Here is a 16,936-nt window from a genome sequence, read left to right as displayed (position 1 = left end):
ATGGCCGGCTGCAGAGGCCGTCATGAACGCCGCCAACCGGCCGGCGTCCAGTGCTTGGGAGACAAGCATGCGTATTGCCCTCATGGCATGGCTAATCGCGCTCACGATGACGTCCACCGTGTGCGCGCAGGATGTGGTGAAACCCCTAAAGTCGGAGGAATTCAAGGTCCGCTACGCGTATGCGTTCGAGTTGCTGACCGAAGTGCTGCAGCGAACCACGCCGCAATACGGCCCTTACGTCGAGCAGGCTTACACGGACGAGATCTCCGTTGCGCGCTCGCATCTGGAAGCGATCAAGGGCACACGCATCAACATCATGATCAGCGACGTGGGTCATAAGGAGCTGGACGAGGGAATGATCCCCGTCCCGTTCCCTATCGACAAGGGTTTGCTTGGCTACCGTGTCGCGCTGATTTCAAAGGGCAGCCAGGAGAAAATTGCCCGGGTGCAGACGCTGGATCAATTCCGCACGCTCTCGGTCGGCCAGGGTGCGTTATGGGGCGATGTACGCGTATACGAGTACAACAATGTCCCGGTGAGGACGGCCGATACCTATGAATCGTTGTTTCTCATGCTTATGCATGGGCGCTTCGACATGTTTCCTCGCGGTGTAACAGAGGCGCCTGGGGAGCTTGCCGCCTACCGCGCGCGTTATCCCGATCTCGCGATCGAGCAGCATCTGTTGATCCGGTATGCATTTGCCCAATGCTTCTACATCAGCAAATCCGATCCACGTCTTGCGGCACGCATCAACGACGGGCTGGAGCAAATGGAACGCGACGGTAGTTTCGACGCCTTCTTCAACCGTCATTTCGCGAGGCAACTAGCCGAACTCAAGCTGGAAACGAGAACCGTCATCGAGCTCAAGAATCCGTACTTGCCCTCGTGGGTACCGTATGGACGCAAGGCGCTATGGTTCGATCCTGCAAAGCCGCAGTAACTTCGAGGTGGCCCATGCGCGATCGCGGCTGTGGCGAATAATCGCGCGATCGTCCGCGCCATGCACCTGCAGGTCGTCAATACGTTGTTTTAGTTCGACCAGCAGTTCCGCCTGCCCCTTGGCCAACGCGTTGCCATGCGATTCCTGAAGCTCGCCCAGGGTATCGCAAAGTTGCCTGAGCGACACCGCATCCATGCTGATCAACGGCCAGCAACGCAGCAGGAAGGTCAACGAGATGACGTTTCTCGTATCGCACCACGAATCGAACAGGCGCAAACAGATAGCGTCGATTTGATCGGCGGCAGGCTTGGGGTCGAAAGAATCAGCGCTCATCGCAGCATAGTGAAGGGCAAGGAGTCCTGGATTGTTCGATCGTAAAGCAGAAGCCCGGATTTAGAAATCGGGAAAGCCTCGAATATCGCTAAAAAAGCGCTGCTCGCGATCTAGGGAAATCCCGACCGCAGCGATGCGCGCTTGGCCGATCATTACCCCATGTTATGGGTACTCAAACAATTGCGGCATTGCCTCCTCAAAAATGGCCCCCTATATTTTCCCCATGCCGGCCGCATGTACGTTGCCTTGCATTGCAACAGCGTTCGTTTGAGCGTGCGGGTCCGGATGAACCGCATGGCACGATGAAGACATTACATTGATCGCGCGACGAACCTTGAATCAACGCGCAAGCCGCATGCAACGTCGTGTGCAACTCCACATGCCGCTTCATTCTCCGCAGCCGAATCACTCAACCATCAGGACCGCCGTCGATGAGAACCCTGTCGCTTCGCCCCGTCGCACTGTCGCTGCTAATTGGTCTTGCTTCGACTGGTCCCGCTTTTGCCGCGGGACAGATCACCTTCGTGTCGCAAGGCGGCAGTTATCAGGAAGCCCAGACCAAGGCCATTCTCGATCCGGCTGCGAAGCTACTCGGAATCACGGTCAATCAGGACAGCATCCCTGACGCATGGCCGGCGATCAAGGCTCAAGGCGCGACCGGAAAGCCGATCTGGGACGTAGTGGATACCCCGACGTCGAATTGTTTGCGCGGTGGCCGTGAAGGCCTGCTGGAGAAACTGGATTTTTCCAAACTGCCCAACGCGGCCGCCATGCCGGAGCAGTACCGTACGCCTTATTCGGTTGCTTACGAGTTCTATTCGACGGTGATCGGCTACAACAAGAAGTCGCTCAAGAAGGTTCCGCAAAGCTGGGCGGATTTCTGGAACGTGAAGGCGTTCCCCGGGACGCGTGCGCTTCGCAACGATCCGCAGACGGTGCTCGAAGCCGCGTTGCTCGCCGACGGCGTGCCGCGTGACAAGCTTTATCCGCTCGATGTGGACCGGGCTTTCAAGAAGCTTCAGCAGATCAAGCCGGACATTACGGTCTGGTGGACATCGGGCGGCCAGTCGGCGCAATTGCTGCATGACGGCGAGGTAGACATGGAGATGATCTGGAACGGCCGCGCAAGCGCCGTGCAAAAAGACACTCCGGATGTCGCTTTTACTTACAACGATGGCATCCTGCAAAACACGCAGTTGTGCATCCTGAAGAATGCGCCGAACCTGCCGGCGGCGATCCAGTTCGTGAACGCGGCGGTGTCGCCGGATTTGCAGGCTAACTTGCCGCTTTATATCGATTATGGGCCGGGGAATCCGGCGGCTTTCAAGACCGGTAAGATTACTGCCAAGCGGGCGAGTGAGTTGCCAAGTTCGCCGGAGAATGCGGGGAGGCAGGCTTTGATGTCGGAGGAGTGGTGGGCGTCGGAGCCGGGTATTCAGGCCAAGGCACGGTGGCTTAAATTTATGCAGTAAGGGGGGGCGTTCGCACTTGGGGGAGGTTTGGGGGTTTGTGGTGGGGCGGCAATGCTGGGGTGCTAGGTTATGGAGTTAGCGGTCGGGGTTTATGCCGGGGTGCCAGGTTCGTGCGTTTGCGGTCGGGGTCAGTGCCGGGTTGCCAGGTTCGTGCGTTTGCGGTCTGAGTCAATGCCGGGTTGCTGCTTTCAGTGTTAGTGGTCTGCATGAGTGATCTATTCTCTTTATCACTATTAGCCACTGCGCGTGGCGGCGCGTCATTTCTTTGTCCAAAGCGACAAAGAAACGAAGCAAAGAAAGCGCTTTCAAAACGAGGGCTCGTAAGTTGACCCAGCGTGCAGTTTCCAAGTTTTTGGCACCCCAAAAGCGCGGTGCTCGCAAGAGCCACGGATGTGTGAACCCCTCCTTCTCCGAACACCGATACCCACACGCTTCGCCACCAGTGACTGAACCTGCTACAGGTGCACCCCGCGCTATCCGCGAACAACCACCCACCGAATTTGTACGCATGCCGAACCACGTCGCCAACCCGCCTCGAAACAAGGTGCTCGGATAGATGAGGCCCTACCGACGAAAATAACGGCGCCGATCATGCCGATCATGCCGACCAAGCAGCTAACCCATGAAGACCTGTAGCGGTAAATACGCGTGAGGCCGTGCGGGTTTCTTGGCAAGCGTGCTTGCCCGAGAGCGTACGGGGCGAAGCGTGTGCGTGTAAGAATTCGCGAGAAGGAGGGGTTCAAACATCCGTCGCTCTGGCGAGCACAGTGCTTTTGGGGTGCCAAAAACGTGGAGACTGCACGCTGGGTCAACTTACGAGCCCGCGTTTTGAAAGCGCTTTCTTTGCTTCGTTTCTTTGTCGCTTTGGACAAAGAAATGACGCGCCGCCACGCGCAGTGGCTAATAGTGATAAAGAAAATAGCTCACTCACGCAGACCACTAACCCCGAAAGCAGCAACCCGGCACTGACCCCGACCGCTAACGCAAGAACCTGGCATTGACTCAGACCGCTAACGCAGGAACCTGGAACTGACCCCAACCGCTACCCCCAAAACCTGGACCAAACCCCGAGTGCGAACGAAACAATAGGCAGAACTTGATCGACTATCTCATCCTCGGCGGTGGCTCGGCGGGATGCGTGCTCGCCACACGCCTATCCGAAGACCCCGGCAAAACCATTTGCCTGATCGAAGCCGGCCGGCCCATTTCCGCTGCCAGCATGCCCGCGGCCATTCGCAGCCGCTATCCCGGCCGTGCGTATCTCGACACCGCCAACATCTGGCAGCGCCTCACCGCCAGAATGAGCAACGCAACACAACCCCGCCGTTACGAACAGGCACGCATCCTCGGCGGCGGCTCGGCCATCAACGCACTGATGGCCAATCGCGGCGCCCCCGCCGACTACGACGAATGGGAAACGCTCGGCGCGCACGGATGGAACTGGATCACCTGCCTGCCCTACTTTCGCAAGCTGGAAACCGATGTGGACTTCGCCGGTGAACTGCACGGCGGGACCGGTCCGCTGCGCATCAAACGCACGGAATGGCCGCGTATCTCGCCGTTCGTACGCGCCGTGCTGGCAACCCTTGAACAGCGCGGTCATCCCCGCCTCGATGATCAAAACGGTCCGTGGCAAGACGGAACCTTCGTAGGCGCAATTGCAGTCAGCGCCACGGGTGAACGGATCCCAACCTCCGTCTGTTATCTCACGGATGCCGTACGCCAACGCCCCAACCTGACGATCAGGACCGGCGAGGGTGTGGACCGTGTAATGTTCGACGGCACCCAGGCAATCGGTGCACTACTCGGTTCCGGCGAGGCCGTGCACGCCGCCAAGGTGGTCGTGTGCGCGGGCGCGATCCATAGCCCCGCGATCCTGCTGCGCAGCGGCATCGGTCCGGCAGACAGCCTCGCTGCACTGCACATTCCACTGCTTGCGGACCGGCCCGGAGTTGGCGGCAACCTGATGGAACATCCGTCCATCGCCGTGTCGGCCTTCCTGCCGAAGTCCTCTCGCACGCCCTTCCCCGATGAACACCATGAGCAGGCCATCGTGCGCTTTTCGTCAGGGTTGCCAGGAACGGTTGAGGGCGACATGCACGGCGCAATCCTGTCACGTTCAGGCTGGCATTCGATTGGTTATCGGCTGGGGACGATCTTCTTCTGGGTCAACAAATCGTACTCGCGCGGCACGGTCACGCTGACATCGGCGAACCCGCTCGATGAACCCGCCGTCGAGTTCAACATGCTCTCCGACTCACGCGACCTGGAACGCCTGAAGCTTGCCATTCGCTTCGGCGCAGAGACGCTGGCGGACCCCTCCATGGCAGCGCACCAGGGCGCCATCTTTCCATCGAGTTATTCCCCCCGGGTCGCGAAAGTCGCTGTACCGGGAGCCGCCAACGCGATTCAACGCGGCGCGTTGAGCGCACTGCTGGATTGGGCCGGGCCGTGGCGAAAGGGCTTGATTCGCCGCCTGGTGACGCAAGGCGTTTCCATCGATGACCTCCTCGCCGACGACCACGCACTAACGCAGTTCGTCACGCGTTCGGTCGGTGGCACATGGCACCCTTCGGGAACATGCAGGATGGGTTCCGCCGATGATCCGGCAGCCGTCACGGACGCGTCGGGCGCCGTCTACGGCGTGCAGAACCTGCGCGTCTGCGATGCCTCGCTGATGCCGTCCATTCCGTGCGCGAACACGAACGTACCGACCATCATGATCGCCGAGCGGATCGCGGACATGATCCGCTCGGAAGCACGTCAAGCGCCGTAACCCACGATGCCCTTGACCTCGAGAAATGCCTCGAGGCCCCATTCGCCATACTCCCGGCCATTGCCCGACTGCTTGTAGCCACCGAACGGCGCACCCGCATCCCAAGCGGGATAGTTGAGATGGACGCTGCCCGCGCGCAAGCGGAACGCGACGCGCCGGGCGCGCTCGAGATCCGCGGATTGCACATAGGCCGCCAGGCCGAACACGCTGTCGTTTGCCATGGCGATCGCATCTTCCTCATCGCGATACGGCAGGATAGCGAGCACCGGACCGAAGATTTCATCACGTGCAATGGTCATGTCAGGGGAGACGCCGGCGAACACGGTCGGCCGCACGAAGTAGCCACGTGTCAGTCCTTCAGGCCGGCCGGGGCCGCCCGTCACCACGCGCGCGCCCTCGTCAACGCCGGTTTGAATCAAGCGCTGGATCCGCTCGAACTGCAATTCGCTGACCACGGGTCCCAGCGTGATGCCGGGCGCATCGGCGGGACCAACTACGTGGGCTTCAGCCGCCCGGCGTGCAATGGCCACCGCGTCCTCATGGCGCGCGGCGGGCACGAACATGCGCGTGGGCGCATTGCACGACTGGCCGCTGTTGCCGAAGCAAGCGTTGACGCCCGCGGTCACCGCAGCGTCGAGATCGGCGTCATCGAGAATCAGGTTCGCCGACTTGCCGCCCAGTTCCTGATGCACACGCTTGACGGTCGGCGCGGCCAGCGCGGCGATCTGGATACCCGCGCGCGTCGATCCGGTGAACGACACCATGTCCACATCGGGATGACTGCACAATGCCGCGCCAACCGTCGGGCCATCGCCGTTCACCAGATTGAAAACGCCCGGCGGAACACCTGCCGCGTGCAGCACCTCCGCGAAGAGAAGCGCGTTCAACGGCGACACTTCGCTAGGCTTGAGCACCATCGTGCAACCCGCTGCAATAGCCGGAGCAACCTTGCAGACTATCTGGTTGATCGGCCAGTTCCACGGCGTAATCAACGCAACAACGCCAATAGGCTCATGCGTAATGAGCGTCGTCCCTTTGCTTCTTTGCCAGGTGAATGCCTCGCAGGTTCGAATCAGTTCCTTCAGATGCCGCGTGCCGAGTCCGGCTTGCCAGCCCTGCGCCAATGCACGCGGTGCGCCTATTTCACGCGAGATGAGCTGCGCCATTTCGTCATAACGTTCACCGTACGCTTCCAGGATCTTGCGGATCAACGCAAGCCGTTCGTCGGGTGAGGTCAATGAAAACGACGCGAACGCATGGCGCGCCGCGGCGACCGCGCGGTCGACATCGGCGGGCGTGCCCATCGCGATCTCGGCGAAGGCCTCCTCGGTTGAGGGATCGATGACCGGCAAGCGTGCCGCGCCCGCTGGTGCGACCCACTCGCCGCCTATATAAAACTGCAGTGCATGGCTCATTCTGATCCTCGTCAAGTTTCGTTCAGGCGCGTGCGGATGACTTGCGGCTCACGACCACGATCATTACAAGGCACAGCGTCAGGGCAGTCAACATGGTGCTGATCGCGGCAATGGTCGGATCGATCTCGTCGCGCAAGGTGACGAACATCCGGCGCGTGAGCGTCTGGTTCGAGCCACCGGATACAAACAGCGCGACTACCGTCTCATCCAGCGCCTGGATGAATACAAACACCGCGCCGGAAATCACGCTCGACCTGATCTGCGGCAGCGTGACGGTCATGAAGCTGCGCCAGCGGTTCATGCCGAGACTGCGCGCGACCATCTCCTGGGTAGGATCGAAGGTACGCAGGTCGGCGCCTACGGAAATAAGCACATAAGGCAAACCCAGCATGGTGTCAGCGACAATCAAGCCACCGAGGGTATTCACGTATCCCATCTGCGAGTACACGAAAAACACACCCACCGCGACAATGATAATAGGCACCATGAGCGGCAACATGAGGACGGTGCGCAGATAACGCATGCTGCGATGCGTGCCGTTCTGGATCGCATAAGCGGCCGCTACCCCAAGCGGCGTGGCGATCAGCGCGGCACTGGTCGACGCAATCAGCGTGGTTCGCGCAGCATCTATCGACGCAGGATTGCTGAAGAACGCGTGATACCAGCGCAGTGAGTACCCGGGTGGCGGGAACGTCATGAAGCGCGTGTCGGAGAATGACAGCGGCACGACGATCAGGATCGGCACCATCAGGAACACGAGGATCAGTACGACGCCAAAGCCAAGGACGATGCGGCCGACCGGGAGCGGTTTCATAGTGTTCATGTGGGTCGTCCCGCTCATTTCGCACCCAGGGTTTTTTCGAGCGGAACCACGCGGCTCGCTGCATAGAAGATGGCGAACACGCAGACCAGCAGCACGACGCTCACCGCACTCGCCGCGCCCCAGCTATTGTAGATTTCGACATTGCGGCTCACGACCATCGACACCATGACCGACTTGCCGCCGCCCATCAGCTCGGGCGTAATGTAGAAGCCGAGGCACAGGATAAAGACGAGCGTAACGCCTGCCACCACCCCACTCATCGATAACGGCAGGAACACGCGCGCAAACACATGCAGCGGCGAGCCGCCAAGACTTGCGCCGGCTTGCGAGAGATTCTGCGGGATTTTCTGCATCGCCGAATAAAGCGGCAGCACCATGAACGGCAGCAGGATATGCACCATGGCGACCACCGTGCCGAGCTGGTTATAAGCAAGTTGCAACGGATGATCGATCAGGCCGCTTGCCATCAGCGCCTTGTTGACCACGCCGGTGCGCTGCAGCAACACGAGCCAGGCATAAGTACGCACCAGCACGCTGGTCCAGAACGGCAGGATGACCATGCCGAGTATCAGCGCACTGACCTTCGGCGGTACGGACGCCGCCAGATACGCCACCGGATACCCGAGCAGCAAGGTCACGATCGTCACGATCACGCTGAGCCTGAAGGTGAGCAAGAACGTGTCGAGGTACACGCCCGAGAACATGCGCCGGTAGTTCTCGAAGGTGAAACCGTGATTCCAGATGGACTGCCACGAGAGCCATGCAAGCGGCACCACCAGCAGCAACACGATCACCAACAGAGCGGGCGTCATCAGCAGCAGCATCGCGCGATCTTCGCGGCGTTGATGCAGGACGGAAGGATCGGCAGGCGTTGCGTGCATGGCTGTCTGTCCTTGAAAGGTCTGTGCGGCGCCCCTCATCACGCCCCCACGGCATCGAGGAATTGGTACCACGCGGCCACCAGGCGAACGCCCGGCGCACGCAGCGAATGGAAAGGCACCGGGTTCAGGCCGGGCGCGGCAAGCAGCGAAAGCTCCGGCGTTTCGCCCAAGGCAAGCGCTGCCGCTTGCTGACCGAGCAAACTGGCCATTGCAACGCCCGCCCCGTTATACCCGAGACAAAAAGTCGTCGTGTCGTCACTGCGGCCCACATGCGGCAGCGAGTTGAACGTCATGCCGACATAACCCGACCATTGGTACTCTACGCGCACGCCGGCCAGATCCGGGAAGAGCTCGATCATCGCGCGCTGCAACGCATCGAAGCCGGTCGTCTGCCCTTCCTTGCCAAACGCATCGCGACCGCCGAACAGCATGCGGCCGTCAACCTTGCGAAACCACTTCATCATGCGGCGCGTTTCGGTATAGCTGCGGCGCTCGACCATCAGGCGGGAATCGAGTCCGGCAGGCAAGCGTTCCGTCGCGATCATCGCGCTGCGGAACGGCACCAGTTCGCGTTGGTAAGCGGCGGTTGCGGGCGTCAGGTTCGAATAGGCATTCGTGCCGACGATCACCTGCTTCGCACGGACCGTGCCGTTCGGCGTGCGCAAGGTTACGCCACCGCTGCCGTCTGCACGGATCATCTCGAGGACAGGCGTCGATTCGTAGATATCCACCTTGCGCCGCGTGAGTCCGGCGGCAATTCCACGCACATATTCAAGCGGCAGGATGGTGCCTGCATCCGTGCTCAGCACGCCGCCGACAAACGCAGTCGATCCCGTTTCATGCTCGACCTCGGCGCGCGATTGAACGGTCATCGTGGTGTCGCCGAGTTGTTGCCTGACCCACTCCGCCTCGGCGCGAATGGAGGCGAATGCGCGTTCGGTGTGGGCGCAGCGCAAGCTGCCGGTGTGTTCGAAGCGGGCGCGGTCAAGCTTGAATTCATCGATGAACTGCTCGACCACGCGCACCCCGTCGTGCGCGAGGCGATGCATGGTCTTCGCTGTTGCAATGCCATGCAAACGCTCGATTGCGGGAAACGACAAGCGGAACTTCGACGACACCACACCGCCATTGCGCCCGCTCGCACCCCAGCCGACCGGATTGGCATCGAGCACGACTGTTTGCACGCCGCGCTTTTGCAACGCATGCGCCGCTGACAAACCCGAGTAGCCCGCGCCGATCACCGCTACCTCCACAGAGAGATCGCGATCGAGCGGAGCGCCCGTACTGACGGGCGCGTCCGCCAACGGCGCGGCACCCGCCATGTCAATCCATAGCGAGGGTGGGATCACCTCACGCTTCATGCGGCGCGCGCTTCGGCTTCCACTGCGTCCGCGAGTGCGGCGAGTGTGGCGAAATTGAACGTCGGCGTGATGACGGCGCTGGGCGTGGGGGTCGCGCCAAAACCCTTCATGCCCTGACGACGCTCGATCCAGCAGGTCGCGTAACCCAGTTCGGTCGCAACACCAATGTCGTGATACTGGCTTTGCGCCGTATGCAGGATCTCGCTGAACTTATAGCCGAATGCAGCCTGACGACCGCGGTTATACGCAAAGAATTGCGGGTCCGGTTTGGCGACGCCGGTTTCATCGGCACACACGGTGTCGTCGAATGGATCACCCAGCGTATGAGCGTAGGCCGACAACGCCACGCGGTCTGCGTTGGTCATGGCAACCAGCCGATAGTGCTTGCGCAGCCGCTTGAGCGCCGCCACCGAGTCTTCAAACGCGGGCCAATCCAGCACATCGCGCTGGAACGCAGCAGCGGTCTCGTCATCCGCGGGCAAGCCAAGTTCGTTGGCGAGCGACTGATAGACGCTTGCCATCGCCTGGCTGGAACGGCCGGGAAACGCTGCACGGCCACGCATATAGGGTTCGAAGATCTGGTCATCGGTTAGATCTTTCGCCTTTGCGCCGCCCAGACGCCGTACCGACGCCAGCACACCGCTTTCAAAGTTGATCAGCGTGCCGACCACATCGAACGTCAGTACCTTGAAATCCTTCAGCTTCATGATTCGTCATCCTCTATAGTTTGTGTTGAATCCCGACGGTATTGCCCGCCTTCACGGGCATACGAAAAATTCAGGCAGGTACAACGATGGTGTCCTGCGGATCGAGCAAGACCGTCATCTCCGCGCCGGGCGCGGGAATGCGTTGCCGTGCGTCGTGACTGCCGGGCTGCCTCAGGCTGATCGGCGTACCGTCGGCGAGCGTGGCGAACACGCGCAAGCTCTCGCCCTGGTACAGCACCTCGCTGACACGGCACACCAACCTGTTCACGCCGGGCCTTTCATACCCGCCGTCAATCACCAGCTTCTCGGTCTGCACCGCCAGCAAAAGCTTCTCGCCGGGCGGCAAAGGATGTGCCGTCCGCAGCACTACTCCGCCGAGCGTTACGGCGTCATCGCCGGCACGGGTCACGTCGAGCAAGGTCGCCTCGCCGATGAAACTCGCCACGAACGCATCGCACGGGCGGTCATAGAGGCGCTCCGGCGTATCGATCTGGACCAGCCGGCCATTGCGCAGCACGGCCACGCGGTCGCTCATGGTGAGCGCCTCGCGCTGGTCGTGGGTGACATAGACAATCGTCGCTTCCAGCTTCCTGTGCAAGCGGCGTAATTCAATCTGCATGGTCTCGCGCAACTGCTTGTCCAGCGCGGACAGCGGTTCGTCCATCAGGATCAGTTGCGGCTCGAAGACCATTGCCCGAGCCAGCGCCACGCGCTGGCGCTGGCCGCCCGACAACTGGGCAACACCACGGCTTTCATAACCGGCCAGCTCGACCATCGCCAGGGCATCCGACACCTTGCGGGCCCAGCCCGCCTTCGGCTGACGCCGGGCGCGCAGAGGGAACGCGACGTTCTCCCCAACCGTCATATGCGGGAACAGCGCGTAGTTCTGGAACACGATACCGATGTCGCGCTTGTGCGGAGGCGCGTATGTAATATCCCGCTCGCCTACCCACACCGCACCGGAGCTAGGCTGGACAAAGCCGCCAAGAATGCCGAGCAACGTGGTCTTGCCCGAACCGGAAGGCCCCAAGAGAGAGACGAATTCGCCGGGTGCAATATCGAGCGATACGTCGTCCAGCGCTACCACGGAACCGTAGCGCTTCGTGGCAGACCGGATCGATACACCTGCTTTCGCCCTTGCATCCATACCGTGTTTTCTCGCCATGTAAGTCTTCGGTTGATCAAAATATACGGTGCGCTTTTATTGGCGGCAATTCCCGAATTGTTGGATCAGGCATAACATGAGGTCATGCCTAATCTACGCAAGAAACTGCCGAGCGCGAATGCGCTGTTCGTGTTTGAAGCCGCCGCGCGCTGCGGCAACTTTACCCGCGCGGCGCAAGAGCTGTACGTGAGCCAGCCCGCGGTGAGCCGCATGCTGGCGCGCATGGAAGACCATCTGGGCGTGCGTTTGTTCGAGCGCGTGCGCGGGGGCATCGAGCTGACGGAGAACGGCCGCATCCTCTACCGGAAGATCTCCGAGGGTTTTAGCGGCATCGAAGGTGCGATCCGCGAGATCGAGGCGCGCGCAACCGGCGTGGAGTCGGTCACGTTATCGGTGTCGACCGCATTCACCACGCACTGGCTGATGCCGCGCATGAACCGGCTCAACCAGGCATTTCCTTCTGTCGACCTGCGCTTTCAACTGATCTCCGGGCGTATTGGCGGACCGCTTGTCGACGTCGATCTCGGCATGCGCTTCATGACGCAGGACGAGATAGGCGCGAACAGCGTGCTGGTGATGCCTGAAGTGCTGCTGCCCGTGTGCAACCGCCGGTATCACGAACAGGCGCTGCTGGATGAGGCCGGCACGCATGGAGACACCGTGATCGTCATGGACGATGGCGAGCGCGGCTGGCATGACCGCTTCAGCGCGTTTGGCGAACACAAGCGGCGTGCGGCCAGCATGCTGAGCTTCAACGACTACGCGATCGTCGTGCAGGCCGCGCTGCTGGGGCAAGGAATCGCGCTTGGCTGGCTCAACGTCGTCTCGCACTGGCTGGCGGAAGGCGCGTTGCTGCCGGCCGAGCAGGAGTTGCTCGTGACCAGCAGGCGTTGTTGTCTGGTATCGCCAGAAAACCGGCCGATGCGTCCTATAGTCGAAGCGATCCGGGACTGGATTGTCGAGGAGACGCGTGCGGACATGCGCACCGTCGACCAGGCTTATCCCGCGCTTGGAATTCGCGATGCGCTCAAAGGTGCGGGGCTGGTGTTGGGATAAGGCTGGTTAGGGGTAACCCGATACATCGGATATGCGCCCAGCCCCGCTAATCGGGGTTTCGTTACCTTCATACAAATAATCTGGCTAAAGCGCTGCTTTCAGCCTAGATTAGTATTATTTGCCTCCATTGCCGATGCCGAAACTCGTTAATCAGCACGTGATTCGAACTCGCCGGACGTGCTGCGTTCTCATGGCGATCGAGCGTTGTCGATACCCGTCATGGAGCGAACGTGAACTATCGTGAAATAATGAGACAAGGCGGCAAAAAGTAAACGGCCCGCCAACACGCGCAGATAACATGTGCTATTAAGAGCTATAAAAGCGGGTTGCCGCAAAAAATGCTTGCCGGTGGGAACAAGAAACTTGCTACGTGTTTCTTCTTGATGCTCATCGAAGACAAACCGAAGACAAACGCGAAATTCCAACGGGGCTTTATGGCATGACCACCGACAGCCGATCAACCTTCGATTCCTTCAAGTTTTCTCGTACTGAGTCGATATAACTAAGGCACGTGCAGTGTTCGTACGGCCTGCAACTGCAATTTTCGCAACGTGCCCAGAATGTGCTGACCCCGCAGCGTCTTGATAGCGGTGTTCGCTATAACTAACCGGTATGATTTTCATGGCTGATTCTTCATCGCTTCCCAGGCATCTGTTTTACGTAGGCGATCCTTTGACGCTCGAACTTCGCTCGCTCCTGGATACACGCGGCTGGACGGTCAAATCCCTGGAACTGGACCGTGAGCCGGAGAATTTCTCATCGAAGCCCAGCGGGGGCTTACTCGACTTCTCGGCGCGCAACGTTGCAGCCAATCTGCGGCTGGCGGAAACCTGGCTATCGGTAAAAACTGTGGGCTGGCTGGCGCTCTTGTCGCCGGCGCAACTTGAAGATTCAACTATCAGGCGTCTCGTCCGGGATTTTTGCTTTGATTATGTAACGCTTCCCGCGTCGGGCGAGCGCATCCTGAACGCGCTGGGCCACGCATATGGAATCGCTGCGTTGCATGACGGCGGCTCACGCGACCCGGTCAACGTGAAGAACGACAGCAACGCCGAAGGCGACATGATCGGCTCATGCGACGCCATGCTCGCGCTCTTTCGCGCGATCCGCAAAGTAGCCATGACCGATGCCCCGGTGTTCATCTCCGGCGAATCGGGAACGGGTAAGGAACTGACCGCGGCCGCCATTCACGCGCGCTCGGTGCGGCGCAACGAACCGTTTGTCGCGATCAACTGCGGGGCCATCCCCGCTCATCTCTTGCAGTCCGAGTTATTTGGTTATGAACGCGGTGCGTTCACCGGCGCCAATCAGCGCAAGATCGGGCGCGTTGAAGCGGCGAACGGCGGCACGCTGTTCCTCGATGAGATAGGCGACTTGCCGCTGGAGAGCCAGGCGAGCCTGTTGCGCTTTCTTCAGGAACGCAAGATCGAGCGCCTGGGCGGCCATGAGTCCACGCTGGTGGACGTACGCATTGTTTCGGCCACTCACGTGGACATGCAGACGGCCATGGTTGAAGGCCGGTTTCGCTCTGACCTTTACCATCGGCTGTGCGTGCTGCAGATCGAAGAGCCGCCGTTGCGGGCACGGGGCAAGGACATTGAATTGCTGGCCCGGCACATGCTGGATCGATTCGAGAAAGACGCTAGCCGGCGCATCCGCGGTTTCGCCCCTGACGCCATCGCCGCGATCCATAACTATAGCTGGCCTGGCAATGTGCGAGAGCTGATCAACCGCGTCCGGCGCGCGATTGTCATGACCGAAGGCCGCTTGATCGGCGCGCATGATCTCGAACTCGGCGAGTTTGCCGAGTGCGTGCCCATGTCCCTTGCGCAAGCGCGCGAAGTGGGCGAACGGCAGGCAATCGAAATGGCCTTGCTGAGAAATCGCGGACGCGTCGGCGATGCGGCGCGCGAACTCGGTGTATCCCGGGTGACGCTGTACCGGATCCTGTCCGCCTACAACATGCGGGACGCAGAGACACCATCGGGACTCGACCAGGACTAGTTCCTGTTGCGGCGCAATACGGTTGATACGGTTGCGCCGCACACGGCCTGTGTATTTGCCTGAGCACCAGGCGCGGGCCGGAAAGCGACTTTTTTAGCCCGCCAACACGTTCTATTTTTCACCCGCCTTGTTCGCCTGCTGCAGACTTTCGCTCTGCAGGAAATCGAAGTCCCCCCCCTCATCCGCTTGCGTCACCGTCTGCAAAAACAACTTCCGGTAACCACGTCCTGCAGTCGGGCGATGCACCGGGTTGTCGAGCGCACGCTGATGCAATTCAGCTTCCGGGACAAGCAGCGCAATCTCCCGGTTGATCACACTCAAACGAATCCGGTCCCCGTTGCGGACATGGGCAAGCGGGCCGCCGATCGCCGCTTCCGGCGTGACGTGCAGCACAATCGTGCCGAACGCGGTGCCGCTCATGCGGCCATCGGAGATCCGGACCATGTCCTTGACACCCGCTCGCGCCAGCTTGCGTGGAATGGGGATATAACCCGCTTCGGGCATCCCCGGTGCACCGACCGGGCCAATGTTCTTCAGCACAAGAACGTCTTGCGCGGTGACGTCGAGCGCTTCGTCGTCGATACGGCTGATCATGTCCTCGAGATCGTCGAATACGACCGCACGCCCCTCATGTTCCATCAACGCCGGATCGGCAGCCGATTGCTTGATGATCGCGCCACCCGGCGCGAGATTGCCGCGCAATACCGCCAGTCCGCCTTGGGGATAGATCGGATCACTAAATGAACGTACAACATCCTGCTGATATCCGGGTCCGCCAAGCTCAAGCTCCTCCCCAAGCGTGCGCCCGGTGACCGTCAGCGCGTCCAGATGGAGCAACGGCTTGAGTTCACGCAGCAACGTAGCCATGCCGCCCGCCTTGTGGAAGTCTTCCATGTAGTGCTGGCCAGTCGGTTTCAGATCCAGCAATACGGGCGTTTCCTTGCCCATCCTGTCGAGCGTGTCCAGATCGATCCGATGCCCCAGTCGTCCGGCGATCGCAGTCAGATGAACGATCGCGTTTGTCGAGCCGCCAATGGCCAGCAGCACACGCATTGCATTTTCGAAGGCTTTGACGCTCAGGATCTTGTCGATGGTGAGACCGTCGAGCGCCATCCGAACCGCTTGTGCGCCCGTTTCTTCCGCCACGCGAATCCGGTCGGCCGTCACCGCAGGAGGCGACGCGCCGCCGGGAACCGTCATGCCCAACGCTTCCGCGACGCAGGCCATGGTGCTCGCGGTGCCCATGACCGAACACGTTCCCACGCTTGCGACCAACTGGTTGTTGACGTCGGCGACCTCTTCCTCGTCGATCTCGGATGCGCGGAACCTGGCCCAGTAGCGACGGCAATCAGTGCATGCGCCCACGCGTTCGCCACGGTGCGAGCCGGTCAGCATGGACCCGGTGATGAGCTGGATGGCAGGCACGCCGGCGGACGCTGCGCCCATCAATTGCGCGGGCACGGTCTTGTCGCAACCGCCTATGAGAACGACCGCATCCATGGGCTGCGCGCGAATCATTTCCTCGGTATCCATCGACATAAGATTGCGCAGGTACATGGAGGTAGGCGACGCAAAGCTTTCGTGAATGGAGATGGTCGGGAAGTCCATCGGCAAGCCGCCGCCAAGCATCACACCGCGCTTTACCGCTTCAATCAGTTGCGGCATGTTGCCGTGACACGGGTTATACGCACTGCCCGTATTGACGATACCGATCACCGGCCGGTTCAAGGCTTGGTCGGTATAACCGGCGCCCTTGATGAAAGCCTTGCGCAAGAACAGCGAAAAATCCTGGTCGCCGTACGAGGTCAGGCCTCGTTTCATGCCGGTCGCGGGGGCCGGGGCTTGCTTCTCATCTTGCATGTGATCAGGCTTGTGGGATTGATCGGCCATTGGGGATTTCCCTATTCAGTAAATGATGTATCGCGCCTTGGCGTCGGTTGGATTTCATTTTGCCAAGGCAGCGTGGGCGTCTACGGAGTCTATTGCGATGCTCCCGACATAGT

Annotated in this window: 13 protein-coding genes; 5 read left to right on the top strand and 8 right to left on the bottom strand. The window is 60.6% G+C overall.

The features are described from left to right. The first annotated feature begins 67 nt into the window (after positions 1-67). Positions 68-940 (top strand): substrate-binding periplasmic protein, encoded by an 873-nt coding sequence (locus ACSOSP_RS29660; protein WP_455312057.1) that lies wholly within the window; start codon positions 68-70, stop codon positions 938-940. Here ACSOSP_RS29660 and ACSOSP_RS29655 read toward each other — a convergent pair. Then, entirely contained in the window at positions 911-1,216 is a 306-nt protein-coding gene (locus ACSOSP_RS29655) for a hypothetical protein (RefSeq protein ID WP_455312056.1), read from the bottom strand. The two genes, ACSOSP_RS29660 and ACSOSP_RS29655, sit on opposite strands and share 30 nt — an antisense overlap. Before the next feature lie 488 nt (positions 1,217-1,704). On the opposite strand from ACSOSP_RS29655, the gene ACSOSP_RS29650 reads away from it, so the two are divergent. Together ACSOSP_RS29650 and ACSOSP_RS29645 are read left to right on the top strand one after the other, a co-directional pair. Further along, a complete protein-coding gene (locus ACSOSP_RS29650; RefSeq protein WP_455312055.1) occupies positions 1,705-2,745 on the top strand; it encodes an ABC transporter substrate-binding protein in 1,041 nt (346 codons plus the stop codon). A 1,096-nt stretch (positions 2,746-3,841) separates the two neighbouring features. Next, entirely contained in the window at positions 3,842-5,521 is a 1,680-nt protein-coding gene (locus ACSOSP_RS29645; RefSeq protein ID WP_455312054.1) for a GMC family oxidoreductase, read from the top strand. Here the strand turns inward: ACSOSP_RS29645 and ACSOSP_RS29640 are convergent. From ACSOSP_RS29640 to ACSOSP_RS29615, 6 genes are all read right to left on the bottom strand, one after another. Continuing rightward, entirely contained in the window at positions 5,509-6,936 is a 1,428-nt protein-coding gene (locus ACSOSP_RS29640; RefSeq protein ID WP_455312052.1) for an aldehyde dehydrogenase family protein, read from the bottom strand. The genes ACSOSP_RS29645 and ACSOSP_RS29640 overlap by 13 nt on opposite strands. A gap of 22 nt (positions 6,937-6,958) precedes the next feature. Then, positions 6,959-7,750 (bottom strand): ABC transporter permease, encoded by a 792-nt coding sequence (locus ACSOSP_RS29635; RefSeq protein ID WP_455313713.1) that lies wholly within the window; start codon positions 7,748-7,750, stop codon positions 6,959-6,961. 23 nt (positions 7,751-7,773) lie between these two features. Continuing rightward, on the bottom strand, positions 7,774-8,640 hold the full coding sequence (locus tag ACSOSP_RS29630) for an ABC transporter permease (protein ID WP_455312051.1): 867 nt from the start codon (positions 8,638-8,640) through the stop codon (positions 7,774-7,776). Between the two features lie 38 nt (positions 8,641-8,678). Then, positions 8,679-9,962 (bottom strand): NAD(P)/FAD-dependent oxidoreductase, encoded by a 1,284-nt coding sequence (locus ACSOSP_RS29625; protein WP_455313711.1) that lies wholly within the window; start codon positions 9,960-9,962, stop codon positions 8,679-8,681. A gap of 35 nt (positions 9,963-9,997) precedes the next feature. Next, the gene (locus ACSOSP_RS29620; RefSeq protein ID WP_455312050.1) at positions 9,998-10,708 is read right to left on the bottom strand and encodes an HAD-IA family hydrolase; all 711 of its coding nucleotides are present in this window, start codon (positions 10,706-10,708) and stop codon (positions 9,998-10,000) included. 70 nt (positions 10,709-10,778) lie between these two features. After that, complete coding sequence (locus tag ACSOSP_RS29615) at positions 10,779-11,855, bottom strand: ABC transporter ATP-binding protein (protein WP_455313710.1); 1,077 nt, start codon at positions 11,853-11,855, stop codon at positions 10,779-10,781. A gap of 102 nt (positions 11,856-11,957) precedes the next feature. On the opposite strand from ACSOSP_RS29615, the gene ACSOSP_RS29610 reads away from it, so the two are divergent. Both ACSOSP_RS29610 and ACSOSP_RS29605 read left to right on the top strand, forming a co-directional pair. Further along, the gene (locus tag ACSOSP_RS29610; RefSeq protein WP_455312049.1) at positions 11,958-12,929 is read left to right on the top strand and encodes a LysR family transcriptional regulator; all 972 of its coding nucleotides are present in this window, start codon (positions 11,958-11,960) and stop codon (positions 12,927-12,929) included. A gap of 621 nt (positions 12,930-13,550) precedes the next feature. After that, complete coding sequence (locus ACSOSP_RS29605; RefSeq protein WP_455312048.1) at positions 13,551-14,933, top strand: sigma 54-interacting transcriptional regulator; 1,383 nt, start codon at positions 13,551-13,553, stop codon at positions 14,931-14,933. 111 nt (positions 14,934-15,044) lie between these two features. Here ACSOSP_RS29605 and ACSOSP_RS29600 read toward each other — a convergent pair whose 3' ends face one another. Beyond that, positions 15,045-16,793, bottom strand: coding sequence for an IlvD/Edd family dehydratase (locus ACSOSP_RS29600; protein ID WP_455313709.1), 1,749 nt, complete (start codon positions 16,791-16,793; stop codon positions 15,045-15,047). Positions 16,794-16,936 lie beyond the last annotated feature (143 nt).

The sequence above is a fragment of the Caballeronia sp. KNU42 genome (assembly GCF_053760385.1).
Note: the sequence above shows the minus strand (reverse complement) of the source record. Positions and strands in the feature narration are given on the sequence as shown.